Here is a 24,777-nt window from a genome sequence, read left to right on the forward strand (position 1 = left end):
GGGCTACCGTGGCCCGGGTCCCGCGTACCGCGTCCGAAGCACACACCCTCACAACGCACTGAAGGAAACATGCACCGATCAGCCTCGCGCCTCACCCGCGTTCTCGCCTGCGCAGCCGTCCCGGTGATCCTCACCGTCGCCGGGTGTTCCTCCGATTCGGGCAAGGACAAGGGCTCGAACGACGGCAAGAAGTCCGATGCCTCCTCGTCGGCGAAGCCCAACGCGAAGTCCGCCGCCCCGCTGGAGAAGGCGGCGTTCGCCACGCTTCCGGACCCGTGCAAGGCGGTCCAGACGGCGACGATAGAAGCGCTCGTCCCGGAGGCGAAGGACAAGAACGGTACGGCGACCAAGTCGAACGACCTGACGAGCCGTGCCAGCTGCTCGTGGAACGGTCTGGACGAGGACGGGCTGAAGGGCTCGCAGTACCGCTGGCTCTCGCTGTCCTACTTCCGCTACGACTCGCACGCCTCGCTCGGCTCCGCCAACGCGCGCGCCGAGGAGCAGTACAACAAGCAGGTCGAGGCGGCGAAGGCGTCCGAGGGTGCGCAGGACCCGAAGGCGGAGGCGGCGGCCGGGATCGGCGACCAGGGGACGTCGGTCGCGTACACCGTGAAGAAGGAGGTCGACTTCTCCAACACGACGATCGTGGCGCGTACGCAGAACGTGGTGATCACGCTCGACTACAACGGTGCCGCGTACGAGGGTGCCGGTGCGCCGGACCGGGCGAAGCTGCTGCAGGACGCGATCACGGCGGCGAAGGAGGCCGTGGCCTCGGTGGATGCGGCCAACAAGCAGCCGGCGGAGCAGCCGCAGTCGCCGCAGCCGCAGCAGTAGGGGTTGTCGGGGGCGGGGCCTCCTGGGGCGTTGACATCCAGTCACCCGTACGCTGTGCCTGCCGCAGGTCCATAAAGGCTCGGTAAGCGCTCGGCGCTCATCAGCGCCCGGTACTCGGCGCTCGGTATGTGCTCGACAAGGGGAGGGGATCGCGTGTGGCCGCGATGCAGCTGACTCGTACGCACCGGATACTCATCGGCGTCGTGGTCGCGGGGGCCGTGGTCATCGCGGGGATCGGTTTCGCGGGCTCGTACGCCGCGGTGCGCACCCTCGCCGAGCAGAAGGGCTTCGGCAGCTTCGCGCTGGTGTTCCCGATCGGCATCGACGCGGGCATCTGCGTGCTGCTGGCGCTGGACCTGCTGCTGACGTGGCTGCGCATACCCTTCCCGCTGCTGCGCCAGACGGCGTGGCTGCTGACGGCGGCGACGATCGCCTTCAACGGTGCGGCTTCGTGGCCCGACCCGCTGGGTGTCGGGATGCACGCCGTGATCCCGCTCCTGTTCGTGGTGACGGTGGAGGCCGCGCGGCACGCGGTGGGCCGGATCGCGGACATCACCGCGGACCGGCACATGGAGGGTGTGCGCATCACGCGGTGGCTGCTGTCGCCGATACCGACGTTCAAGCTGTGGCGGCGGATGAAGCTGTGGGAGCTGCGCTCCTACGAGCAGGCGGTCGGCATGGAGCAGGACCGGCTGATCTACCAGGCCCGTCTGCAGGCGCGGTACGGGCGCTCCTGGCGGCGGAAGGCGCCGGTGGAGGCGCTGATGCCGCTGAAGCTGGCGCGGATCGGTGTGCCGTTGAAGGAGACGGCGCCGGAGGCGCTGGCGGTGACGGGGATCGAGCCGGCGGTGTTGCCTCCGCTGGCGCAGCAGGGTGTGGCGGGTGCTCCGGCGCTGGCGGCCGCGGCGGCCGCGCCGGAGTTCGCCCAGCAGCGCCAGGAGCAGCTCCAGCAGCAGGCGCTGCAGGCCCAGCAGCCCGAGGGCGCGGCCCACGGGCAGGCTGCGGTGGTGCAGTCCCCGGCGGCCGCGGCGGCCGCGGCCGTCACGCACGCCCCGCCGCCCTTCGCGGTGGAGCCGACGGCGATGCCCGCGGCCCACAACAGCGCGTGGTTCGCCGCGCCGCTGGCTCCGCAGGCGGCGTACGAGGGCGGCTACAACCCTCAGTACGTGGAGGGTCTGGAGCCGACGCCGGTCCTGCCCCCGATGGGCCCGGAGGAGCAGCGGCAGGCGCAGCCGGACGTTCCGATCCCGGGTCCCCGCCGTGAGGAGGACCAGCAGGCCGCCCAGGCCGCCCAGAACGTGCAGGGCGCCGCGCAGGCCCCGGAGGAGGGTCCGGACCCGGAGACCCCCGACGAGGCGGAGTTCGCCGAGGTCGCGTACAAGGTGTTCTGCGCGTTGTCCGACGAGAAGCAGGACTACCCGTCGGTCGAGGCGCTCGACATACACCTCTCGGACGGTTACGGCGTGACCCACCCGCGGAGCGGTTCGCTGCTCCGCCGGATGATCCCGGCGTTCAAGCTGCGCTACAACAAGGACCGCGAGGCCGAGCACATCGCGTAGGCGGGCGACGGCAGCCCCCGGACAGCGGCTCCGTGACAGCGGCTCCGTGACAGCGGCTCCGTGACAGCGGAAAGGGCCCGCACCCCCGAAGGGTGCGGGCCCTTTCACGTGCCTGCGGGTCCTCAGACGGCGAGCAGCTTGCGCACGCGGTCCGCGCCCACCGCCAGCAGCAGCGTGGGCAGTCGCGGCCCGGTCTCCCGGGTCACGAGGAGCCGGTAGAGCAGCGCGAAGAAGGTGCGCTGCGCGACCTTGAGTTCCGGCGTCGGCTTGGCGTCGGGCTCCAGGCCGGCCATGACCTTCGGGACGCCGTAGACCAGCGTGGTCAGCCCGTCGAGCGACCAGTGCGAGTCCAGCCCGTCCAGGAGCAGCCGCAGCGACTCGCGGCCTTCGTCGTCCAGGGACGACAGCAGGTCGGCGTCGGGCTCGTCGCGGACGAGGGTGCGCTGGTCGGCCGGGACCTGGGTGGTGATCCAGTTCTCGGCGCGGTCCAGGCGCGGCCGTACCTCGTCGAGGGAGGTGAGCGGCTGCGACGGGTCGAGGTCGGTCAGGATGCGCAGGGTCTGCTCGTCGTGTCCGGCGGTGATGTCGACGACGGACGCGAGCGTCCGGTACGGCATCGGCCGCGGGGTGCGCGGCAGCTCGGCGGCGGCGGTGCGCACGGCGCGGGTGTGCGCGGCGGCGTCGGCGGGCAGGACGGAGCCGTCGGCGACCTTGGCCTCCAGCTTGTCCCACTCGTCGTAGAGCCGCTGGATCTCCTGGTCGAAGGCGATCTTGAAGGACTGGTTGGGGCGGCGGCGCGCGTAGAGCCAGCGCAGCAGCTGCGGCTCCATGATCTTCAGCGCGTCGGCCGGGGTGGGGACCCCGCCCTTCGACGAGGACATCTTCGCCATGCCGCTGATGCCGACGAACGCGTACATCGGTCCGATCGGCTGCTCGCCGCCGAAGATGTGCACGATCTGGCCGCCGACCTGGAAGGACGAGCCGGGCGAGGAGTGGTCGACGCCGGAGGGCTCGAAGATCACGCCCTCGTAGGCCCAGCGCATGGGCCAGTCGACCTTCCAGACGAGCTTGCCGCGGTTGAACTCGCTGAGCTTGACCGTTTCGGTGAACTCGTCCTCGGTGCAGACGTAGGTCATCTCGGTCGTCTCGTCGTCGTACGAGGTGACCTTGGTGAAGTCCTTGCCGCACTCGGCGCAGTACGGCTTGTACGGGAAGTACCCGCCCTCGCCGGTGCTGCCGTCGTCCTCGGCGGCGGCGCCGGAGCCTTCCGCGGCCTCCAGCTCGGCCTCGTCGACCTGCTTCTGCTGGGGCTTCTTGCCGCCGGGCTTCTGCTTGGTGCGGTACTGGTCGAGGACGGCGTCGATGTCGCCGCGGTGCTTCATCGCGAACAGGACCTGCTCGCGGTAGACACCGGTGGTGTACTGCTCGGTCTGGCTGATCGGGTCGTACTCGACGCCCATCTCGGCCAGGGCCTCGACGAAGACGGCCTTGAAGTGCTCGGCCCAGTTCGGGTGCGCGGAGCCGGCCGGGGCGGGCACGGCGGTCAGCGGGCGCCCGATGTGCTGGGCCCACGACTCGTCGATGCCGGGCACGCCCGCGGGCACCTTGCGGTACCGGTCGTAGTCGTCCCAGGAGATGAGGTGGCGGACCTCGATGCCCCGGCGGCGGATCTCGTCCGCGACCAGGTGGGGGGTCATGACCTCGCGGAGGTTGCCCAGGTGGATCGGGCCGGAGGGGGAGAGTCCGGACGCGACGACGACAGGTTTGCCGGGTGCTCGGCGCTCCGCCTCGGCGATGACCTCGTCCGCGAAACGGGAGACCCAGTCGGTCTCGGTGCTGCTCTGAGCCACGACACGTCCTTCTATCTCGAATGCTGGCTTCAGCCATTCTCCCAGACGGAACAGGACGCTCCGGGGTTGCTCCGCCCCCTGATATCCCGCGAAAGGGGCGGTCCCCGCGTGGGATACTCGGCACTTGTCGGAACAACCAAGTGCACCCACCGGCACAACCTCACAGGAACGGCAGCTCATGGCCTCGGTCCCTTCCCTCGCTTCTTCCGTCAATCAGCGCGTCGCGGACGCCCTCGCCTCGGCTCTGCCGGAGGCCGGTGGCGCCGACCCGCTGCTGCGACGAAGCGACCGGGCCGATTTCCAGGCCAACGGCATCCTGGCGCTCGCGAAGAAGGCGAAGGCCAACCCGCGCGAGCTGGCGACGACCGTGGTCGAGGGCATCGCGACGGGTGACCTGATCCGGGAGATCGAGGTCTCCGGTCCCGGCTTCCTCAACATCACGATCACCGACCGGGCGATCGTCGAGACCCTTGCGGCGCGGGCCGGCGACGACCGCCTGGGCGTCCCGCTCGCGGCGAACCCGGGCACCACGGTGATCGACTACGCGCAGCCGAACGTCGCGAAGGAGATGCACGTCGGTCACCTGCGGTCCGCCGTGATCGGTGCGGCGATGGTGGAGATCCTGGAGTTCACGGGCGAGACGGTGGTCCGCCGCCACCACATCGGCGACTGGGGCACCCAGTTCGGCATGCTCATCCAGTACCTGATGGAGCACCCGCACGAGCTGGACCACAAGTCCGACGAGGAGGTCTCCGGCGAGGAGGCCATGTCCAACCTCAACCGGCTGTACAAGGCCTCGCGCGGGCTGTTCGACTCCGACGAGGAGTTCAAGACGCGGGCCCGGGCGCGGGTGGTGGACCTGCAGGCGGGTGACGCCGAGACCCTCGCGCTGTGGCAGCGGTTCGTGGACGAGTCGAAGATCTACTTCTACTCCGTCTTCAACAAGCTGGACATGGACATCCAGGACCCGGACGTGGTCGGCGAGTCCGGCTACAACGACATGCTGGTGGAGACCTGCAAGCTGCTGGAGGAGTCGGGCGTCGCCGTCCGTTCCAACGGGGCGCTCTGCGTCTTCTTCGACGACGTCAAGGGTCCGGACGGCAACCCGACCCCGCTGATCGTGCAGAAGTCGGACGGCGGCTTCGGCTACGCGGCCACCGACCTGTCGGCGATCCGCAACCGTGTCGCCGATCTGGGTGCGACCGAGCTGATCTACGTGGTGGACGCGCGGCAGTCCCTGCACTTCAAGATGGTCTTCGAGACGGCGCGCCGGGCGGGCTGGCTGAGCGACGGGGTCAAGGCCGTGCAGCTGGCCTTCGGCACGGTGCTCGGCAAGGACGGCAAGCCGTTCAAGACCCGTGAGGGCGAGACCGTACGGCTCGTGGACCTGCTCGACGAGGCGGTGGACCGGGCGACGGCGGTCGTGCGCGAGAAGGCCGAGAAGGTGGGCCTGACCGAGGAGGAGATCGTCGAGAACGGCCGGTACGTCGGCATCGGCGCGGTGAAGTACGCCGACCTGTCGACCTCGGCCGCCCGCGACTACAAGTTCGACCTGGACCAGATGGTCTCGCTGAACGGCGACACGTCCGTCTACCTGCAGTACGCGTACGCCCGGATCAAGTCGATCCTGCGCAGGGCGGGCGACCGCAAGCCGGTCGCGCACCCGGAGCTGGAGCTGGCTCCGGCCGAGCGTGCGCTGGGCCTGCACCTGGACCACTTCGGCGAGCTGATCGCCGAGGCGGCCGCGGAGCACGCCCCGCACAAGGTGGCGGCGTACCTGTACCAGCTGTCCTCGCTGTTCACGACGTTCTACGACCAGTGCCCGGTCGTGAAGCCGGAGCCTGAGCTCGTGGTGGGCGAGAACCGTCTCTTCCTGTGCGACCTGACGGCCCGCACCCTGTCGAAGGGCATGTCTCTCCTGGGCATCCGGACCCCCGAGAAGCTCTGACGCACCGCGTCCGTACGGCGGCCCCGTCTCCTTCCGGAGGCGGGGCCTTCCGCGTTCCGGCGCGGTGCCCGCTGACGCACACCGGGTTTCACCCGTACGGCCCGATTCGGGCCGCACGGGCCGGGTAGGGGACGGCGCGTCCTTCCCCCATCCACCAAGCGGAGGCATCCGTGCCCGACATGAACGGCCCCTACAAGCCCGGCACCCCGTGCTGGATCGACCTGATGGTCCCCGACCAGCAGGCGGCCCTCGACTTCTACGGCGACCTCTTCGGCTGGCAGGGCGAGATCGGCCCGGCCGAGCAGGGCGGCTACTCCGTCTGCCTCCTCAAGGGCAAGCCCGTCGCCGGCATCATGAAGGCGATGAACCCGGACGGGACCGTGCCCGACCCGATGCCGCCGACCGCGTGGACCACGTACCTGGCCACCGACTCCATCGACTCCACCCTCAAGTCGGTCACCGACGCGGGCGGCTCGGTGATGATGGGCGCGATGGACGTCATGGACCTCGGCCGGATGGCCGTGATCACCGACCCCACCGGCGCCGTCGTCGGCCTGTGGCAGGCCGGCTCCTTCGACGGCGCCGGCATCGTCAACGAGCACGGCGCCCTGATCTGGAACGAGCTCAGCACCGGCGACGTCGCGGCCGCGGCCGCCTTCTACACCTCGATCCTCCCCGTCACCACGGCCCGGTCCGAGATGCCCGACGCCGGGGAGTACACCGAGTTCAAGGTCGGCGACCGTGCCGTCGGCGGGATGATCGACCTCGCCAAGCTGCCGCCCGGGGTGCCGCCGCACTGGATGCCGTACTTCCACGTCGACGACGTGGACGCGGTCCAGGCGGCCGCCGTACGCGCCGGGGGCAGTGTCCTGGCCCCGGCCTTCGACATGGTGGCGGGCCGCATGGCCGTCCTCGCCGACTCCCAGGGCGGCGGCTTCTCGGTGATCACGGCGACCGCCCCGGAGCAGCCCGCCTGATGTGACCGGGCCCACAGGGAATGTCCTGCCTGTGGGCCTCCTCCTTCTCGGTGCCGGGTTGTTCACCACCGAGAAGGGGGCTCACATGAAGAACACGCGTGCCGGGGCGGCGCTGGCCGGGCTGCTGGCGGCCGACGGACTGCTGCACCTGTACTGGGCGACGGGCGCGACCTGGCCCGCCGCCGACGAACGGGCGCTGTCCCTGGCCGTCCTCGGCCTGGACACCTCCTTCGGACCGGCCGCGGTGCTCCCCCTGGCCGCCGTGCTGCTGACGGGGGCCGCCGCCGTACTCGCCCACGCCCGCGGCCGCGGCGGCCGCGCGACCCGCGCTGTCACCGCCGCGGTCGCGGCCGGCCTGACCGTACGGGGCGTCGCGGGCCTGGGGTGGGCGGCCGGGCTCCTCGACAGCCCGCCGGACAGCCCGTTCTACGTCCTCAACCTGGCGCTCTACACCCCGCTCTGCCTCACCGCGGCCTGGGCGGCGGCCCGCCTGGCCGTCCGCTCTCCGCGGAACTCACACCAGACGACCTTCCCGGGCGTCCGGGCCAGCGCCCCCCAGTCGTCGGAGAGCGCGGCCACGAGCGTCAGGCCGTGACCGTGCGGGCGCCCGGTGATCCGGGAAAAGCCGGGCCCGCTGTCGTGCACCTCGACCCGGACGGTCGCGTCCTCGAAGCCGAACAGCCGCAGCAGGTACCCGCGGCCGCGCGGAACCCCGTACCGCAGGGCGTTGGTGGCCAGCTCGCTCACGCAGAGCAACATGTCGTCCTGGCGTTCGTCCACGCCCCACGCCCGCAAGGTGTCACGTGTGAACTGCCGCGCAGCTGCGATGGATCGGGGTGAGTGCAGGTAGAGGCGATCGCGCACGAGCGCCGCCTGAATAGTTGGATTCACGGGACGATCGTCGCGTTGCGTGACTAGCGTGTGGCTGAGCGCCGACCCGTACTCATTGATGAGTACGGGTCCGCACGGGGTATTCCGCATGCGTGGGTGGGGAGTTCGCAGTCATGCCACCGAGGAAACGAGTACGGCCGAACGCGACGACCATGAAGATGGTCGGCGCGATGGTGGCCGCGGCCCGCATCGCCAAGAACCTGACCCAGAAGCAGCTCGGAGAGCTGGTCCGGCTGGACGCGGAGACCATTGCCTCCATCGAGCAAGGCCGCCGCGCCCTGATGCCGAACGTCGCCGAGCTGATGGACTTGCACTTGGACCTGCCGGGCCTCCTGACCGTGGCAGCGCTGGAACTACCCGACATCGACACGACACCGCCATGGGCCGAGGAATACCTGACCCTTGAGCTCAACGCCATCACCTTGTCCTGGTACGAAGGCCAGCGCGTGCCGGGGCTGCTCCAAACCGAGGGCTACGCCCGGGCCCTCTTCAAGTGCCGCGTCCCAGCGCACCCCGAGGAAACCATTGAGGATCTGACCGCCCGCCGCATGGCACGGCAGGAAATCCTCCACCGCAAGACACCACCGACCCTGAGCTTCATCATCTGGGAGCCGGCCGTCCGCCACCGCATCGGCGGCCGAGACGTACACGAGGAACTCCTAAGGCACTTGCTCGCCTGTACGGAGCTTCCGGACGTTTCCATCCAAGTGATGCCGCTGGATCAGACCGCCCACGCAGCCCTCGACGGCCCCTTCATCCTCCTGGAAACCCCCACCCACCAGCACCTCGGATACTCCGAGAGTCAGCGTGGCAGCAGGCTCATCTCAGACCCCGACGAGGTCAGCATCATGGCTCGCCGATATGCGATGCTGCGGACTCAGGCCCTCAACACCGTCCAGACACAGGGCCTGTTGAACCGCCTGCTAGGAGAGTTATGAGCGCCGAACTGAAGTGGCTCAAGTCCAGCTACAGCGGCGGCGACGGCGACGCCTGCGTCGAAATCGCCACCAGCCCGGGCGCCATCCACGTCCGGGACTCGAAGGTCCAGGACGGGCCGATCCTGGCGCTCGCGCCGGCGAGCTGGGCGGCACTGACGGGCTGGCTTGCTCGCTAGGCCCCGGTGAGCGGCGGCAGACAGAGTCAGGCGTGTCGCGAACCGGAGCCGCGGCATGGGAACCGTGTCTGCGCCGGGCGGCATCAGGGATGTGCTGGGGGTTTCCCGTCAGTCCCATCGTCTCTCCGTGGCGGGCCGGTCCCTCAAGGGCGCTCGTTCCTCGCGTCGCTGCGCGATGGCCTGCGGCCACCCTTGACCGACCGACCCGCCACGGACATACGAGGACAGCCGGGAACCCCCCAGAGGAACGGGCCGGGCGGCAAGAGACCACCGGCGCGTCGGAGAGGCCCGGGCGGAGCCCGGAGCGCCTCAAATCGCTACGCGCTCCTGCCCGACGGCGCCCGCGAGCCGTCCAGGGCTGGTCCGCGGTTCAATGCATCAAGATCTATGAAGGGGAGGTGCCGTTCGATGTACCCGGCAGGGCTGACAGAGGCCTGCATCGATGATGCGAGCAACATCGTGGTTGCGCCCTCGGCGTTGCAGGACGATGACTTGATCAGGGACTTCTTCGGGTCCACGATCACGCCGGAGGAGCTGGGTTCGGCGGACCTGACGCAGAAGACCGTCTACCTGTGTGGCGACGTGTCCGGGATCAGCGGCCGCCAACTGGATGCGGCGGACCGAGTGTTCGTCATCCGGGAGCTGTCGCGCGGTTACCACGAGGACGTCGACACGGGTTGGACCCTCGTCGATGGCGGCCGAGTTCCCGTCCGGGTGCACGGCGCCGGGGTGTACTACCGCCGCTTCTTCGACCTCGACGCCGATCACTTCGGACGGATCCGTGCGGAGCACGACTTCCAGTCGCTGACGGAGTCCACCAAGCCTGGAACGGCTCATCGCAGCGGAATCTATCTGACACCCGTCACGCGAGACGGTGACGAACTGCATTTCCGCCTGCTCCGGTGCTCCACGAATCTCTCGGGGCCGACCGAGGGATTTCGACCGACTGATACGCGCATGGTCGAGGCTCTGAACCGCGAGGCCGCCACCGTATTCCGGAACCAGGCGCCGCTGAATCATGTGCTCGCGCAGATCTACCACAACACCCTGGCCACGGCCGAGCGCAAGCAGTCCAAGGCGAAGATATCGGCGCACGCCGACAAGACCAAGGACATGCCCGTCAACGGCATCATGGCCTTCTGCACCTTCTATGACGGGCTCGACAAGCTGCATCCCATGGCCGAAGACGCCTTCGACTACGGTGTGAAGCGCGCCAGCGGGCTGACCAGACTCCACTTCCGCCTCAAAGAACCGGAACGCGACGGGGTTACGCTTCCCCGGCAGTTCGCCGTGACCCTCTATCCCGGCTCCGTGTTCTTCATGCCGCTGTCCACCAACCGTCTGTATACGCACGAAATCCGGCCCTCGACGCTGGGCGCCGAGATGCTCCCGACCCGGCTGGGATACGTGGTGCGCTGTTCGAGCGCCGAAGCTGTCCACAAGGGCGGCCAGACGTTCCTCAAAGTGGCGGAAGACCTGGTGGAGCTGGGGCCGCCCACATCAGAGGGCATGGACGAGCTGCGCAGACTGTACGCCGAGGAGAACAGGACCTCGTCCTTCATCGACTACGGCGACAAGTTTCTCTTCAGCATGAACACGGGAGACTACGTTGCCCCCCGAGCCTAGGATCTCGGACGAGATCATCTCGCACTCGTTGCCGACCGAGCAGGATCTCTATGCGGACCTGTCCGCGTCTGCTCGTCTGGAAGACGTGGGAAAAGGCCGGCGGGGTGCCACACTCACCATGATCGACGAGGCGGAGGGTGTGCCCCTCGTACGCACCACCACTCAATACAGCAGCCCGACGCAGCGTTTCCGCGCGGTGCACGAACGGCTGGCGCAACAGATTGAGGAACATACGGCGATTGCGACCGGATTCAACAACGCCCTCGTCGAGAGCTACACGAATGCCTACAGAACCATGGGCAGCCATTCCGACCAGGCCCTCGATCTGGCCGACGAGTCCTTCATCGCCGTCTTCTCCTGCTATCAACATCCCGAAGCGAGCCCACCGCGGAAGCTGATCTTCGAATCAAAGGGGTCCGATGCCGACAAGTTCGAGATCTCCCTCACCCACCACAGTGTTGTCGCGTTCTCTGTCGAGTTGAATCGGCGATTCAAGCACAAGATCGTGCTGGACGTGCCCGTCCCGACGGCGGACAACCAATGGCTGGGCGTAACGTTTCGCACGTCGAAGACCTTCGTTCGGTTTCGCGACGGACATGCCTACCTCCCGCAGGGCGCGCGCCTCACGGCGGCCGACGACGAGCAGAGGCGCGAGTTCTACCAACTGCGGCGCCGCGAGAACAACGAAACGGACTTCACCTACCCCCCGCTGACGTACACCGTCAGCGAGAGCGACCTGCTGCCGCCCGTGTGACCACAAGGGCGGCGGTCTTGCCGGGGGCTGGCATCGGCTGAGCCGGTGGACGGTCCCTCCCGCCCCCTCAGGCCCCGGCCGGCCCCGCCCGCCCCGCGACCAGCGCCGCCAGCCCGTCCAGGATCCGGTCCAGGCCGAAGCGGAACTGGAAGTCCGGCTCGTCCGAGCCCGTGAACGCGTCCGACTCCAGCAGCCGCGTCACGGCCGGGTGGCTGTCCGGGCCCGTCATCAGCCGCAGCGTGCGCAGGTACCGGCCCAAGACCTGGTCCGGTGAGACACCGGACTTCACGATGGCGTCCATCATGTCGGCCGCCATCGTCGCCTCGTTGCGGACCAGGCCGCCGATCAGGATGATCGTCGAGAGCTTCTCGCCCTCGGTCAGGGCCGCGCCGGCCATCGCCGCCAGCCCGCGCTCCATCCAGGCCAGCTGGTTCGGGCTGACCGGCGCCCCGGTGATCGGGATGCGCAGGATCCAGGAGTTGGCCATCAGGACGGCCCGCTGCGCGTACGCCCACTGGGTCAGCAGCTCGCGCCAGCTCCACCCCTGCGCCTCCGGCGGCAGCGCCGGCGGGGCACCGACGCCCGCGTCCGACATCAGGATGTAGAGCTCTTCCTTCGCCGTGACGTACCGGTAGAGGGACATCGTCGAGACGCCCAGTTCCTTGGCCACCCGGCCCATGGAGACGGCGTCCATCCCCTCAACGGCGGCCAGCGTCACAGCCGTCTCCACGATGCGCGGCAGCGTGAGCGTGGGGCGCGGCCCCTTGCCGGGGCGCTCTCGCAGGCCCCAGGCCATCTCCAGGCTCGCCGGGAGCCCGGTTCCGCTGTCCTCGTCCGCCATGACCGCCCACTCCTCGATTGACCCCCATCCTAGTTCTGTGTATTACTTACACAGAAGAGCGTAAGGCATACGCAGAAGCGAGGAAGGGAGCACCCTCCCCCATGACCACGCACGTCCCACGCGACCTCGGCATCCACGCCACCGCCCTGACCAAGTCCTACGGCGACCTCCGCGTCCTCGACGGCATCGACCTCGCCGTCCCCCGGGGCAGCGTCCTCGCCCTCCTCGGCCCCAACGGCGCCGGCAAGACCACCACCGTCCGGATCCTCGCCACCCTCACCACCCCCGACTCGGGCAGCGCCCGCGTCGCCGGGCACGACACCGTCACCGAGCGGACCCGCGCCCGTGAACGCATCAGCCTCACCGGGCAGTTCGCGGCCGTCGACGACCTCCAGACCGGCGCCGAGATGCTCCGCATGATGGGCCGGCTCTGCGGGCTCTCCCCTCGTACGGCCCGGACCCGCGCCGACGAACTCCTCGCCCGCTTCGGGCTCACCGAGGCCGCCGCGCGCACGGCCAAGACGTACTCGGGCGGCATGCGCCGCCGCCTCGACCTCGCCGCGAGCCTCGTCTCCCGACCCGAGGTGATCTTCCTCGACGAGCCGACCACCGGCCTCGACCCGCGCAGCCGCCAGGACCTGTGGGAACTCGTGCGGGAACTGCGCTCCGACGGCACGACCGTCCTGCTCACCACCCAGTACCTGGAGGAGGCCGACCGGCTCGCCGACCGCGTCGCCGTCCTCGCCGACGGCCGCATCGCCGCCGAGGGCACCCCGGCCGAGCTCAAGGCCCGCGTCGCCGGACACCGGCTCGACCTCACCCTCACCACCAGCGCCGCCTACGAAGCCCTCGCGCCGCGCGCCGTCCACCTCGCCCCCGACGAGCTCACCCTCGGCCTGCCCACCGACGGGAGCGCCGCCCACGTCCGGGCGCTGCTCGACGAACTCGACCCGGACCGCACCGTCGTCGGCCGCTTCGCCGTCCGCAGCGCCACCCTCGACGACGTGTTCCTCACCCTGACGGGAGCCGACCGATGACCGCCGCACCCGTGAGCGCACTCGCCCTGGCCGGCCGCAGCCTGCGCATCAGCCGGCGGCAGCCCGACGCGCTGATCACCGCGCTGATGCTGCCCGTGATGCTGATGCTGATCTTCGTCTACTTCTTCGGCGGTGCGATCGACACCGGCACGGCGTACGTGACGTACGTGGTCCCGGGAGCCATGCTGCTCTGCGCGGGCTTCGGCGCGGCGAGCACCGCCGTCAGCGTCACCGAGGACATGAAGAACGGGGTCATCGACCGCTTCCGGACCCTCGACATCGGCGGCATCCCGATCCTCGCCGGGCACGTCACCGCCTCCGTGCTGCGCAACCTGCTGTCCACCACCCTGGTCCTCGCCGTCGCCCTGGCCATCGGCTTCCGGCCGCAGGCGGGCCCGCTCGCCTTCCTGGCCGCGGCCGGGCTGCTGCTCGCGTACATCACGGCGATCTCGTGGCTCGCCGCCGTGCTCGGGCTGCTCGCCAAGTCCCCTGAGGCGGCGGGCGGTTTCACCTTCCTGATGATGTTCCTGCCCTACCCGTCCAGCGCCTTCGTGCCCATCGAGACCATGCCCGGCTGGCTCCACGGCTTCGCCGACCACCAGCCGCTGACCCCGGTGATCGAGTCCCTGCGCGCACTGCTGCTGGCGCAGCCCGCGGGGAACGCTCCCTGGGTGGCCCTGACCTGGTGCGCGGGCATCACGGTCGTGGCCGTGACCCTGGCGGCGGTCCTGTTTCGCGGCAGGACCCGCTGAGGGGCTCCGGTCGGAGCCCGTCAGCGGGCCTGTGAGCCCGCCCGCTCAGCGATTGAGCGGGTAGGAATGACGGCCCGTCGCCTCGTCGATCTCGGAGTGGGCCTTCTGCAACATCTGCGACGCGAGATCCATGAGCGCGCGAGCGCCCGCGATCTCTTCCCCGACCCTCAGCTGCTCCGGGTCGGAGGGGTGACGCAAGGCATAGCCTCGCGCCTTGATCTCGGAGCCGTCCCCGAGCCTGACCAGGGCCGCCGCACTGGTGCGGTGGCCCTCCTCGGTGAATTCGAGCTCCACATGCCATCCGACGAGCGTGGCCATGGTGCATCACCTCCAGGGGGTCACCCTTCCCTCCAGAGTGCGCCCGCGCCGCACCCGGCGCGAGCCGGGCACACGCGCCCTGCGGGCGGGTCTACGACGGCGGGATCCGGTTCATCTGCTCCCGGTCGACGGCCCGGACCCCGTCGACCGCCGCCAGCGCCGGAATCCGGTCCTCGGCGACGGTGCCGGAGAGCGTACCGACGGTCGGCTGCTCGCCCGTGACCGTCAGGCCGGCCCGCCGCAGGGCCTCGACCACCTCCGCGAACCGGCCGCGGTCGACCGCGAGGATGACCCCGACCGGCTCGGAGGCCTCGCTCACGGGGCCTGGAGCAGGCCCGCACCGACGTCCCGTACGGGGTGCGTCAGCGGGAGCGCGCCGGCCAGCAACATGGCCTTCAGATCGGCCGCGGAGGCGTCGGGGTTCGCCTCGGCGAGCAGTGCGAGGACACCCGCGACGTGCGGCGTGGCCATGCTGGTGCCCGACATCGTCGCGTAACCGCCGCCGGGCGCCGCCGAGCGCACGCTCACGCCGGGAGCCGCGATGTTGACCTCGCCGCCCTCGCCGTTGATGCCTCCGCAGGAGTCGTGCGCCATCCTCATCGCCTTGTCCAGCGAGCCCACGGCAAGGATGGAGGGGCAGTTGGCGGGCCGCTCGACGGGGGAGACCAGCCCGGGCCGCAGGCTGCTGTTGCCCGCCGCCGCGACGATCACCGTCCCCATTTCGAGCGCGACTCCGGCCAGCATCTCGTACGTCTGCGGGAAGATCGCACCCGGCAGGACGCGAGCGCCGAGCGACAGGGAGATCACCTTCGCGCCGCGGGCGATCGCCCACTCGATGCCCGCCAGGATCCCGCCGTCCGGACCGCGGCCGTTGTTGGCGAGCACCTTGCCGGCGAGGATGCGCGCGTCGCACGCCACCCCGTAGCGCGGCCCCTGCCGGGGGTCGGCCGGACCTGCGACGGTGCCGATGCAGTGCGTGCCGTGGCCGTGGGCGTCCTCGACCGTCTGGCCGGGCACGAAGGAGGCCGTCTCCTCGACGCACCCGACCAGGTCCGGGTGGTCCGTGTCCACGCCGGTGTCGAGGACGGCGACCTTCACTCCGCGTCCGCTCATGCCGGAGACGTTGGCCCTGATCACCTGCAGGCCCCAGGTCACGCTCTGCTCGTCCAGAGCCGGCCCCAGGGACACGGCCGTCTCGGCCAGGGAATGCCGGGCGACGACGTCCTCGTCGCTGCGGTAGGCCGGGTAGAAGTCGGTCGGCGCCTGCTGCGGGGCGGTGATCGGCGAAGCGTAGACCCAGCGCTCCGGTTCGGCCGCGAGGATCGAGCTCTCCGCCTCGGCGGTGGTCACCAGTGCGAAGCGCTTGTCGGGCGGCACCTCGACGACGGCCACGGACAGGTTCTCGAAGAGCACCGAGACGTCCGGGCGCTCAAGGAGTTCGGTGACGTTCGCGGCCGCGGCTCCCCGGACCCGTTCCACGGGTGCGATGCCGGCGGAGGAACGCAGTGCGTTCAGCCCGCTCTCCTGATCCCTCGGATCGAGCACGACCACGTACCGGCCGGTGTACTCCGCACTGTGGCCCATGCCGTTGCCGTTGCCGCCGTGCTGTTCGGGCGGCTCGCTGAAGGCGCGCCTGTCCATGGATCCGTTCGCCATCGGGTTTCCCGCTCTCTGTGCGCTTCCCCCGGTTCGTGGCCGCGCCGGTCCACCGACGGGCAGGTCCCGGGGTGGGTGGGGCGCGGTTCAGCCGCGTATCGGCCCGCAGTGCCGCCGCCCGCAAGGCCGTCGGCATCGCCCCCTCGACCACGGTCGCACTGGGTGCACACCCCCGCAACACAGCGCAGCCACCCGGCGCCCGCCCCGCGGTCAGCCGTCGGCCAGGCCCGTCGCCACCTGCTGGAACCACGCCCCGTAGGAGAAGGGCTCGGGCGGGTGGACCTCCATGCCGGGTTCCGCGGCGGCCAGGGCGTAGTCACCTTCGTCCATCGGGAGCGGGCCGAACCGGTCCAGCACGGTCCGGGCGTCCGCCAGCACCGTGTCGCGGTCCGCCCGCGCCCGGACCGGGAAGCCCTCGAAGAACCACTCCTGCGTCAGCGAGGCGAGCAGATCGACGGCCGCCGGCCGCCGGCCGTCAGCGGGTCTCGCGCAGCCAGCCCGCGACCTCGGTCGCCCAGTAGGTGAGGATCGTGTCCGCGCCCGCCCGCTTGATGCCCAGCAGGGTCTCCAGGATCGCCCGGTCCCGCTCGATCCAGCCCTTCTCCGCGGCCGCCTCGATCATCGCGAACTCACCGCTGATCTGGTACGCCGCCACCGGCACGTCCACCGCCTGCGCGACCCGGTACAGGATGTCGAGGTAGGGACCGGCCGGCTTGACCATCACCATGTCCGCGCCCTCCTCCAGGTCGAGGGCCAGCTCCCGCAGGGACTCGCGGGCGTTCGCCGGGTCCTGCTGGTACGTCTTGCGGTCGCCCTGGAGGGAGGAGCCGACGGCCTCCCGGAAGGGGCCGTAGAAGGCGGACGAGTACTTCGCCGTGTAGGCGAGGATCGAGACGTCCTCGTGCCCGGTCTCGTCCAGCGCGTCACGGACGACGCCGACCTGGCCGTCCATCATCCCGCTGGGCCCGACCACATGGACACCGGCATCGGCCTGGACCTGGGCCATCTCGGCGTACCGCTCCAGCGTCGCGTCGTTGTCGACGCGCCCGTGCTCGTCCAGGACCCCGCAGTGGCCGTGGTCGGTGTACTCGTCCAGGCAGAGGTCGGACATGATGACGAGCTCGTCGCCGACCTCGGCCTTCACGTCGCGGATCGCGACCTGCAGGATCCCGTCCGGCTCGGTGCCCGCCGTACCCAGCGCATCCTTGTTCTCGTCCGCCGGGACACCGAAGAGCATGATCCCCGAGACGCCCGCCTCGACCGCCTCCACGGCCGCCTTCCGCAGCGTGTCCCGGGTGTGCTGGACCACGCCCGGCATCGCCGAGATCGCCAGGGGCTCGCTGATGCCCTCGCGCACGAACGCCGGCAGGATCAGGTCCGAGGGGTGCAGCCGGTATTCCGCGACCATCCGCCGCATGGCCGGGGTCGTGCGCAGCCGGCGGGGCCGCGAACCGGGGAAGGATCCGTACGCGCTCATCTTCAGTCGCCTCTTCGAGCTTCGACAGCAGTCGCAACAAGCCTAGAGCCCGCCCCAGGCGCGCCCGCGCCGACCACCCCGGCCGGGTACGGGAAAGGGCCCGGTGCGTTCGCACCGGGCCCCTCGTCCGTTCCGTCGGCCCGTGTCCGGCCGGCGCCTAATCCGCTCACGTCGTACGACGCCTGCGTGCGCCCGGCCTGCGCTCGCTCGGCCGGAAGACCGTCTCGCCGGCCTCCTTGGCCGCCTCGCGGCGCGCCGCACCGTACTCGGCCAGCGCCTCCGCCAGCCTGCTCACGCTCGGCTCCGGGGAGAGGACGTCGACCCGCAGGCCGTGCTCCTCCGCCGTCTTGGCCGTCGCCGGCCCGATACAGGCGATGACGGTCACGTTGTGCGGCTTGCCGGCGATGCCCACCAGGTTCCGCACGGTGCTCGACGACGTGAAGAGAACGGCGTCGAAGCCGCCGCCCTTGATCGCCTCGCGGGTGTCCGCCGGCGGCGGCGACGCGCGCACGGTCCGGTAGGCCGTGACGTCGTCGACCTCCCACCCGAGCTCGATCAGCCCGGCGACCAGCGTCTCGGTCGCGATGTCGGCGCGCGGCAGGAACACCCGGTCGATCGGGTCGAAGACCGGGTCGTACGGCGGCCAGTCCTCCAGCAGTCCGGCCGCGGACTGCTCACCGCTCGGCACCAGGTCCGGCTTCACGCCGAACTCCACGAGCGCGGCCGCGGTCTGCTCGCCCACCGCGGCGACCTTGATGCCCGCGAAGGCACGCGCGTCGAGCCCGTACTCCTCGAACTTCTCGCGGACGGCCTTGACCGCGTTGACCGAGGTGAAGGCGATCCACTCGTAGCGGCCCGTCACCAGGCCCTTCACCGCGCGCTCCATCTGCTGCGGGGTGCGCGGCGGCTCCACGGCGATGGTCGGCACCTCGTGCGGCACCGCGCCGTAGGAACGCAACTGGTCGGAGAGCGAGGCGGCCTGCTCCTTGGTGCGCGGTACGAGGACCCGCCAGCCGAACAGCGGCTTCGACTCGAACCAGGCCAGTTCCTCGCGCCGCGCGGCGGCACTGTGCTCACCGACCACGGCTATGACGGGCCGTGCGCCCTCGGGCGAGGGGAGCACCTTGCCCTGCTTGAACACCTGGGCGATCGTGCCCAGCGTCGCGGACCAGGTCCGCTGCCGCGTGGTGGTGCCGGCGACGGTCACGGTCAGCGGGGTGTCGGGCTTGCGCCCGGCGCCGATCAGCTCGGCGGCGGCCGCCGGGACCGTCTCCAGCGTCGCGGAGACGACGAGGATGCCGTCGCTCGCCCCCACCTCGGTCCAGCAGCGCGCCGAGGCGCTCCGCGCGTCGACGAACCGCACGTCCGCACCCTGCTTGTCGCGCAGCGGGACGCCGGCGTACGCGGGCACGCCCACCGCGGTCGCGATTCCGGGCACCACCTCGAAGGGGATGCCGGCGGTGGCGCAGACGAGCATTTCCTCGGCCGCGTTGCCGTCGAGCCCGGGGTCGCCCGTGACGGCACGCACGACCCGCCTGCCGGAGCGTGCGGCCTCCATGACAAGATTGGCCGCGTCCCGGATCACCGGGACCCCGGCGGCTGCTGACACTTCGTCAGCAATCGTCAGCTGCGGCGTGTCGACACCCGCGCGCGCATGCGTCCGTACGACCTCGAGCACCTCGGGCTCCGCGATCAGTACGTCCGCGGCGGCGAGCGCCTCGACGGCGCGCAGCGTCAGCAGACCCGGGTCGCCGGGGCCGGCACCGAGGAAGGTGACGCGTCCGTGGGCGGCGACGGCCGGAAAAGCGGAGGTGGTCGGACTTGAGGGGTTCAAAGCGATCGCTCCCCCATAAGACCGGCCGCGCCCTTGGCCAGCATCTCGTCCGCGAGTTCGCGGCCGAGAGACATGGCGTCGTCGTACGACTGGGGCACGGGACCGGTGGTGGACAGCTGCACCAGCGTCGTGCCGTCGAGGGTTCCGACGACGCCGCGCAGGCGCATTTCATTGACAACATGTCCGTCGGCCAGCAGGTCGGCGAACGCGCCCACGGGTGCGCTGCAACCGGCCTCCAGGGCGGCGAGCAGGGAACGCTCGGCGGTCACGGCGGCCCGGGTGTACGGGTCGTCGAGTTCGCTGAGCGCGGCGATGAGGTCCGTGTCGGACGCGAGGCACTCCACGGCCAGGGCGCCCTGGCCGGGAGCCGGCAGGACGCTGTCGACGGACAGCAGGTCGGTCGCCTCGTCACCGCGGCCGATCCGGTTCAGACCGGCGGCGGCCAGCACGACGGCGTCGAGCTCGCCGTCCCGGACGAAGCCGATGCGGGTGTCGACGTTGCCGCGGATGGGCACCGTCTCGATCCGCTTGCCGAGCGACAGCGCCAGGTGGTTGAGCTGGGCCGTGCGCCGCGGCGATCCGGTGCCGATGCGGGCACCGTCGGGCAGCTGCTCGAAGGTCAGGCCGTCCCGCGCGACGAGCGCGTCCCGCGCGTCCTCGCGGCGCGGCATGGCCGCGATCACGAGGTCGTCGGGCTGCGTGGTCGGCAGGTCCTTCAGCGAGTGCACGGCGAAGTCGACCTCGCCCCGCGTCAGCGCGTCGCGCAGGGCGGTGACGAACACGCCCGTCCCGCCGATCTGAGCGAGGTGCTCGCGCGACACATCGCCGTAGGTCGTGATCTCCACGAGCTCGACGGGCCGGCCGGTGATCTCCCGTACCGCGTCGGCGACGTGCCCCGACTGGGACATGGCCAGCTTGCTCCGCCGCGTACCGAGCCGCAGCGGCTGGTCGGGACGTGTGTTCATGATGCCCGTCCTGGGTCGTCGTCGTTCATCGGATCGGCCGCGTCCGCCCGGCTGACGGAAGCAACCGTCTGAGGGTCGAGGTCGAAGAGTTCACGCAGCGCTTCCGCGTACCCGGCGCCGCCGGGCTCGCTCGCGAGCTGCTTGACGCGCACGGTCGGCGCGTGGAGGAGCTTGTCCACGACGCGGCGCACGGTCTGGGTCACCTCGGCGCGCTGCCGTTCGTCGAGGTCGGGCACCCGCCCGTCGAGCCGCGCCACTTCCATGGCCACGACCTCGGCCGCCATGGCCCGCAGGGCGACGACGGTGGGCGTGATGTGCGCGGCCCGCTGCGCCGCCCCGAAGGCGGCGACCTCCTCGGCGACTATTCCGCGTACGGCGTCCACGTCGGCCGCCATCGGGGCGTCCGCGGACGCCTCCGCGAGCGACTCGATGTCCACGAGCCGTACGCCGGGGATCCGGTGCACGGCCGCGTCGATGTCCCTGGGCATGGCCAGGTCGAGCAGCGCGAGCCGGACGGCGGTCGCGTCGGTGTGCGTACGGGCGCTCTTGCGGGGCTGGCGCTGTGCGGCGGCCTCGCCCTGGTCGGCCCAGGTCCCGTGCAGTTCGAGGGAGTTGGCGTCGACCCCGGTCAGCGCGGACCGCCCGTCGGGCCCCACGGGGCACCCGTCGGTCTCCACGGCGGCACTGATGGTCCGCGCGGCCCCGGCATCGGCCAGCCGGCCCCCGCCTTGAGCTGCGGCGACGAGCCGCGCGATGACGGCCGGAGCCAAGTCCAGCCCCGCCCGGGGGCCCCTCCCAGCGGTAGCTGGGGGAGTTTGAGGCGCGGGGGTCCGGGGGCGGAGCCCCTGGGAGGCCGCCTGGGGCTCAGCCCCGGCCTCTTCCTGCCCAGCCGGCGCGAGCCCACCGGCAGAGCCCCAGGACACGGCGGCCAGCACGTCATCGGCGGTCAGTACGAGCCCCGTCGCACCGGTGCAGGACACGACAAGATCGACTCGTGTCAGCTCATCGGCAACCCCCGCCATGGGAATCGCCGCCGCCGCGACCCCGGTGCCCGAGGCAACCAGAATCTCGGCCAGCCGCTCCGCCCGCTCGGCGGTCCGGTTCGCCACCACGATCTCGGCGACGCCGACCCGCGCCAGCGTGGCCGCCGCCAGCGACGACATCGACCCGGCCCCGATCACGAGCGCCCGCTTGCCCGCGGCCCACTCCGCCACCGGCGTCCGCACCGCGAGCTGCTCCAGCCCGAAGGTCACCAGCGACTGACCGGCCCGGTCGATCCCGGTCTCGGAGTGCGCCCGCTTGCCGACCCGCAGTGCCTGCTGGAACAGATCGTTGATCAGCCGGCCGGCGGTGTGGAGCTCCTGCCCCAGCGCCAGCGCGTCCTTGATCTGGCCGAGGATCTGCCCCTCGCCGACGACCATCGAGTCCAGCCCGCACGCCACCGAGAACAGGTGGTGCACCGCCCGGTCCTCGTAGTGGACGTACAGGTAGGGGGTGAGCTCCTCCAGCGCGACGCCGCTGTGCTGCGCGAGCAGCGTGGACAGCTCGGCGACGCCGGCGTGGAACTTGTCCACGTCCGCGTACAGCTCGATCCGGTTGCAGGTGGCCAGCACGGTCGCCTCGGTCGCCGGTTCGGCGGCGAGGGTGTCGTGCAGCAGCTTCACCTTGGCATCGGCGGACAGCGAGGCCCGCTCCAGCACGCTCACGGGTGCGCTGCGGTGGCTCAGCCCTACGACGAGCAGACTCATGCCGGCATCACCGCCGGCACGTCGCCCTCGGGCCCGCCCTTGCGCTGCTCGGCGGTGGTCCGCCCGGCCGGCGGCACCACGGCCGCAGCGGGTGCGGCGCCGCCCACGGAGGAGCCGCCGGCGGCAGCGGCGGCCGCTTCCTCACCGGCCTTGCGCTGCTCGTGGAAGGCGAGGATCTGGAGCTCGATGGAGAGGTCGACCTTGCGCACGTCCACGCCCTCGGGCACGGACAGCACGGTGGGGGCGAAGTTCAGGATGGAGGTGACACCGGCCGCGATCAGCCGCTCGCTGACCTGCTGGGCCGCTCCGGCGGGCGTCGCGATGACACCGATCGAGACGCCGTTCTCCTCGATGATCTTCTCCAGATCATCGGTGTGCTGCACGGACATGCCGGCGACCGGCTTGCCGGCCATCGCCGGGTCCGCGTCGATCAGCGCGGCCACGCGGAACCCGCGCGCGGAGAAACCGCCGTAGTTGGCGAGCGCGGCGCCGAGGTTACCGATTCCGACGATGACAACCGGCCAGTCCTGGGTCAGGCCGAGTTCGCGGGAGATCTGGTAGACGAGGTACTCGACGTCGTAGCCGACGCCGCGGGTGCCGTAGGAACCCAGGTACGAGAAGTCCTTGCGCAGCTTCGCGGAGTTGACTCCGGCGGCGGCCGCGAGTTCCTCGGAGGACACCGTGGGCACCGATCGCTCGGAGAGCGCGGTGAGGGCACGCAAGTACAGCGGAAGCCGGGCGACAGTGGCCTCGGGAATACCTCGGCTGCGGGTCGCCGGTCGGTGAGTTCGGCCAGTTGCCACGATGCTCCTGCGGGATGAGCGGGGCTGCAGGCGGCCTCTTGTCCCAGGACCGCCCCGTCGACAGCAGGCTATGCCTTTGTGAACGCGTGCACAAAGATTGTGTCCGCTTTGTCCGACCAAAGTGACCGGGGTCACGCAACCTCGGCACCCGGAGCCGGAACCAACGGCACGCCGAACCCGTTCAAATCCGAAAGGGGGCAAACCCGTGCACACTCCTCACAGATACGCCCCCAGACCCCACAAATCGCCCATGATGGTAACCGGGAAGAGGGTCAGTCCTCCAACGCCCGCCGGAGCCGGTCCGGGTTCACCCTCCAGAAGGTGTGCTGCTCGCCGTCCACCAGCACCACCGGAATCTGCTCCCAGTGCAGCCGGTAGAGCTCCTCATCCTGCGAGATGTCCTTCTTCTCCCACTGTGCACCCGTCTCGGCGCACACTTTCGCGACGACCTCCTCCGCGACATCGCACAGGTGGCACCCCGGCTTCCCGATGAGCGTCACCATCCGCTCACCGGGACGCTTCTTTTCCTTGCGGCGCAACAAAGGGCTCATGCCCTCATTCTCCCGCGCCTTCGCGTAACAGCGCCGCCCCGAAGAGTTCACGCCTCCGCATCCCATCGGTTCGGGAACTCCCGAACACAGTGGCTATGCTCGCGTCATGGCCGCTCTCGGATGGCTCCCCCCTCGTAGGCGCTCCGCCACCGCACGCAGCGTGCTGGCGGGCGAGGCCTCGGCCGAGGCCGCCCGCAAGACCGCGTTGGCCGAGGCCCCACCACTCACCGCACCCGAAGCGGAACCCGAGGCCCTCCTCGAGGAACGACCGGAAGCGCGACCGGCCGAGCCGGTCTTCCCGGTCGCCGGCGACGATCTCGCCGCCGCCTTCTTCGACCTCGACAACACCGTCATGCAGGGCGCCGCGATCTTCCACTTCGGCCGCGGCCTCTACAAGCGCGAGTTCTTCCGCCGCCGCGAGCTCGCCCGCTTCGCCTGGCAGCAGGCCTGGTTCCGGCTCGCCGGGGTCGAGGACCCCGAGCACATGCAGGACGCCCGCGACAGCGCCCTGTCCATCGTCAAGGGCCACAAGGTCTCCGAGCTGATGGCCATCGGCGAGGAGATCTACGACGAGTACATGGCCGAGCGGATCTGGCCGGGCACCCGCGCCCTGGCCCAGGCCCACCTCGACGCCGGCCAGAAGGTGTGGCTGGTCACCGCCGCCCCCGTGGAGACGGCCACGATCATCGCCCGCCGCCTCGGCCTGACCGGGGCCCTGGGCACCGTCGCCGAGTCCGTCGACGGCGTCTACACCGGCCGCCTGGTCGGCGAGCCCCTGCACGGCCCCGCCAAGGCGGAGGCGGTCCGCGCCCTGGCCACCGCCGAGGGGCTGGATCTCGAACGCTGCGCCGCGTACAGCGATTCGCACAACGACATCCCGATGCTGTCACTGGTCGGACATCCGTACGCGATCAATCCCGACACAAAACTGCGCAAGCATGCCCGGACCAACGACTGGCGGCTGCGCGACTATCGGACCGGTCGCAAGGCCGTGAAGGTCGGCGTCCCGGCCGCCGCCGGGGTCGGCGCGATCGCGGGCGGCGCGGCCGCGGCCATCGCCCTGCACCGCCGCCGCAAGTAACAACTCCGGGCCCCGCACCGGCCTCCGCCAGCACCGGAACCGTCCGGTGCGCCCCCGGCGCGGCCTCCCCCGCGTTTCCGCCCCGCCGAGCCGGGGCATTCCCCCAGCCCCACCCCCCGTCCGCGGGGCACTCCCGCATGCCCGACTCGGTCGCGAGCCCC

At 70.8% G+C, this 24,777-nt stretch carries 24 protein-coding genes and 1 pseudogene; 12 read left to right on the plus strand and 13 right to left on the minus strand.

Going from position 1 to position 24,777, the window contains the following annotated elements; all coding sequences use genetic code 11:
- The first annotated feature begins 69 nt into the window (after positions 1 to 69).
- On the plus strand, positions 70 to 834 hold the full coding sequence (locus tag OG534_RS15595) for a DUF3558 domain-containing protein (RefSeq protein WP_326588667.1): 765 nt from the start codon (positions 70 to 72) through the stop codon (positions 832 to 834).
- A 155-nt stretch (positions 835 to 989) separates the two neighbouring features.
- A complete protein-coding gene (locus OG534_RS15600) occupies positions 990 to 2,393 on the plus strand; it encodes a DUF2637 domain-containing protein (RefSeq protein ID WP_326588668.1) in 1,404 nt (467 codons plus the stop codon).
- Positions 2,394 to 2,515: 122 nt separating this feature from the next.
- On the opposite strand, the gene lysS is transcribed toward OG534_RS15600, so the two are convergent.
- Positions 2,516 to 4,243, minus strand: coding sequence for a lysine--tRNA ligase (lysS, locus tag OG534_RS15605; protein ID WP_326588669.1), 1,728 nt, complete (start codon positions 4,241 to 4,243; stop codon positions 2,516 to 2,518).
- 178 nt (positions 4,244 to 4,421) lie between these two features.
- Between lysS and argS the strand changes: the two genes are divergently transcribed.
- The 3 genes from argS to OG534_RS15620 all read left to right on the plus strand — a co-directional run bounded on the left by argS (position 4,422) and on the right by OG534_RS15620 (position 7,763).
- On the plus strand, positions 4,422 to 6,191 hold the full coding sequence (argS, locus tag OG534_RS15610; RefSeq protein ID WP_326588670.1) for an arginine--tRNA ligase: 1,770 nt from the start codon (positions 4,422 to 4,424) through the stop codon (positions 6,189 to 6,191).
- A gap of 179 nt (positions 6,192 to 6,370) precedes the next feature.
- Positions 6,371 to 7,168: a VOC family protein gene (locus OG534_RS15615; protein ID WP_326593646.1), complete on the plus strand. Its 798-nt coding sequence runs from the start codon at positions 6,371 to 6,373 to the stop codon at positions 7,166 to 7,168.
- An 85-nt stretch (positions 7,169 to 7,253) separates the two neighbouring features.
- Positions 7,254 to 7,763 (plus strand): DUF3995 domain-containing protein, encoded by a 510-nt coding sequence (locus OG534_RS15620; RefSeq protein WP_326588671.1) that lies wholly within the window; start codon positions 7,254 to 7,256, stop codon positions 7,761 to 7,763.
- Here OG534_RS15620 and OG534_RS15625 read toward each other — a convergent pair.
- Positions 7,751 to 8,149: pseudogene (locus tag OG534_RS15625) on the minus strand (ATP-binding protein); the annotation flags it as partial. The gene OG534_RS15620 and the pseudogene OG534_RS15625 overlap by 13 nt on opposite strands.
- A gap of 62 nt (positions 8,150 to 8,211) precedes the next feature.
- Between OG534_RS15625 and OG534_RS15630 the strand changes: the two are divergent.
- The 4 genes from OG534_RS15630 (at position 8,212) to OG534_RS15645 (ending at position 11,553) form a co-directional block, all read left to right on the plus strand.
- Entirely contained in the window at positions 8,212 to 8,997 is a 786-nt protein-coding gene (locus OG534_RS15630) for a helix-turn-helix domain-containing protein (RefSeq protein ID WP_326588672.1), read from the plus strand.
- Positions 8,994 to 9,173, plus strand: coding sequence for a DUF397 domain-containing protein (locus OG534_RS15635; protein WP_326588673.1), 180 nt, complete (start codon positions 8,994 to 8,996; stop codon positions 9,171 to 9,173). The genes OG534_RS15630 and OG534_RS15635 overlap by 4 nt, the downstream gene beginning before the upstream one ends.
- Positions 9,174 to 9,581: 408 nt before the next feature.
- Positions 9,582 to 10,799 carry a hypothetical protein gene (locus tag OG534_RS15640; protein ID WP_326588674.1) on the plus strand — a complete coding sequence of 406 codons (1,218 nt, stop codon included), beginning with the start codon at positions 9,582 to 9,584 and terminating at the stop codon, positions 10,797 to 10,799.
- Between the two features lie 28 nt (positions 10,800 to 10,827).
- Complete coding sequence (locus OG534_RS15645) at positions 10,828 to 11,553, plus strand: hypothetical protein (RefSeq protein WP_326588675.1); 726 nt, start codon at positions 10,828 to 10,830, stop codon at positions 11,551 to 11,553.
- Between the two features lie 67 nt (positions 11,554 to 11,620).
- Here OG534_RS15645 and OG534_RS15650 read toward each other — a convergent pair whose 3' ends face one another.
- Complete coding sequence (locus tag OG534_RS15650; RefSeq protein ID WP_326588676.1) at positions 11,621 to 12,394, minus strand: TetR/AcrR family transcriptional regulator; 774 nt, start codon at positions 12,392 to 12,394, stop codon at positions 11,621 to 11,623.
- Between the two features lie 101 nt (positions 12,395 to 12,495).
- Here OG534_RS15650 and OG534_RS15655 point away from each other — a divergent pair, with 101 nt between their 5' ends.
- Together OG534_RS15655 and OG534_RS15660 are read left to right on the plus strand one after the other, a co-directional pair.
- On the plus strand, positions 12,496 to 13,431 hold the full coding sequence (locus OG534_RS15655) for an ABC transporter ATP-binding protein (protein ID WP_326588677.1): 936 nt from the start codon (positions 12,496 to 12,498) through the stop codon (positions 13,429 to 13,431).
- On the plus strand, positions 13,428 to 14,183 hold the full coding sequence (locus tag OG534_RS15660; RefSeq protein ID WP_326588678.1) for an ABC transporter permease: 756 nt from the start codon (positions 13,428 to 13,430) through the stop codon (positions 14,181 to 14,183). The genes OG534_RS15655 and OG534_RS15660 overlap by 4 nt, the downstream gene beginning before the upstream one ends.
- Before the next feature lie 45 nt (positions 14,184 to 14,228).
- On the opposite strand, the gene OG534_RS15665 is transcribed toward OG534_RS15660, so the two are convergent.
- The 10 genes from OG534_RS15665 to OG534_RS15710 form a co-directional block, all read right to left on the minus strand.
- Positions 14,229 to 14,501 carry a DUF1876 domain-containing protein gene (locus OG534_RS15665; protein WP_326588679.1) on the minus strand — a complete coding sequence of 91 codons (273 nt, stop codon included), beginning with the start codon at positions 14,499 to 14,501 and terminating at the stop codon, positions 14,229 to 14,231.
- A 91-nt stretch (positions 14,502 to 14,592) separates the two neighbouring features.
- Entirely contained in the window at positions 14,593 to 14,820 is a 228-nt protein-coding gene (locus tag OG534_RS15670) for a hypothetical protein (RefSeq protein ID WP_326588680.1), read from the minus strand.
- Entirely contained in the window at positions 14,817 to 16,157 is a 1,341-nt protein-coding gene (locus OG534_RS15675; RefSeq protein ID WP_326588681.1) for a S8 family serine peptidase, read from the minus strand. The genes OG534_RS15670 and OG534_RS15675 overlap by 4 nt, the downstream gene beginning before the upstream one ends.
- Positions 16,158 to 16,367: 210 nt before the next feature.
- The gene (locus OG534_RS15680; protein ID WP_326588682.1) at positions 16,368 to 16,535 is read right to left on the minus strand and encodes a hypothetical protein; all 168 of its coding nucleotides are present in this window, start codon (positions 16,533 to 16,535) and stop codon (positions 16,368 to 16,370) included.
- 97 nt (positions 16,536 to 16,632) lie between these two features.
- Positions 16,633 to 17,634, minus strand: coding sequence for a porphobilinogen synthase (hemB, locus tag OG534_RS15685; protein WP_326588683.1), 1,002 nt, complete (start codon positions 17,632 to 17,634; stop codon positions 16,633 to 16,635).
- A 166-nt stretch (positions 17,635 to 17,800) separates the two neighbouring features.
- On the minus strand, positions 17,801 to 19,468 hold the full coding sequence (locus tag OG534_RS15690) for a bifunctional uroporphyrinogen-III C-methyltransferase/uroporphyrinogen-III synthase (RefSeq protein WP_326588684.1): 1,668 nt from the start codon (positions 19,466 to 19,468) through the stop codon (positions 17,801 to 17,803).
- A complete protein-coding gene (gene hemC, locus OG534_RS15695) occupies positions 19,465 to 20,433 on the minus strand; it encodes a hydroxymethylbilane synthase (protein ID WP_326588685.1) in 969 nt (322 codons plus the stop codon). Before hemC ends, OG534_RS15690 begins: the two co-directional genes overlap by 4 nt.
- Complete coding sequence (locus OG534_RS15700; protein WP_326588686.1) at positions 20,430 to 22,181, minus strand: glutamyl-tRNA reductase; 1,752 nt, start codon at positions 22,179 to 22,181, stop codon at positions 20,430 to 20,432. Before OG534_RS15700 ends, hemC begins: the two co-directional genes overlap by 4 nt.
- Positions 22,178 to 22,984, minus strand: a complete 807-nt coding sequence (locus tag OG534_RS15705; protein WP_326588687.1) for a redox-sensing transcriptional repressor Rex — start codon at positions 22,982 to 22,984, stop codon at positions 22,178 to 22,180. Before OG534_RS15705 ends, OG534_RS15700 begins: the two co-directional genes overlap by 4 nt.
- Positions 22,985 to 23,256: 272 nt before the next feature.
- Entirely contained in the window at positions 23,257 to 23,535 is a 279-nt protein-coding gene (locus OG534_RS15710; protein ID WP_326588688.1) for a glutaredoxin family protein, read from the minus strand.
- A gap of 106 nt (positions 23,536 to 23,641) precedes the next feature.
- Here OG534_RS15710 and OG534_RS15715 point away from each other — a divergent pair, with 106 nt between their 5' ends.
- The gene (locus OG534_RS15715; protein ID WP_326588689.1) at positions 23,642 to 24,616 is read left to right on the plus strand and encodes an HAD family hydrolase; all 975 of its coding nucleotides are present in this window, start codon (positions 23,642 to 23,644) and stop codon (positions 24,614 to 24,616) included.
- Positions 24,617 to 24,777 lie beyond the last annotated feature (161 nt).

The organism is Streptomyces sp. NBC_01294 (assembly GCF_035917235.1).
Taxonomy (GTDB): Bacteria; Actinomycetota; Actinomycetes; order Streptomycetales; family Streptomycetaceae; genus Streptomyces; species Streptomyces caledonius.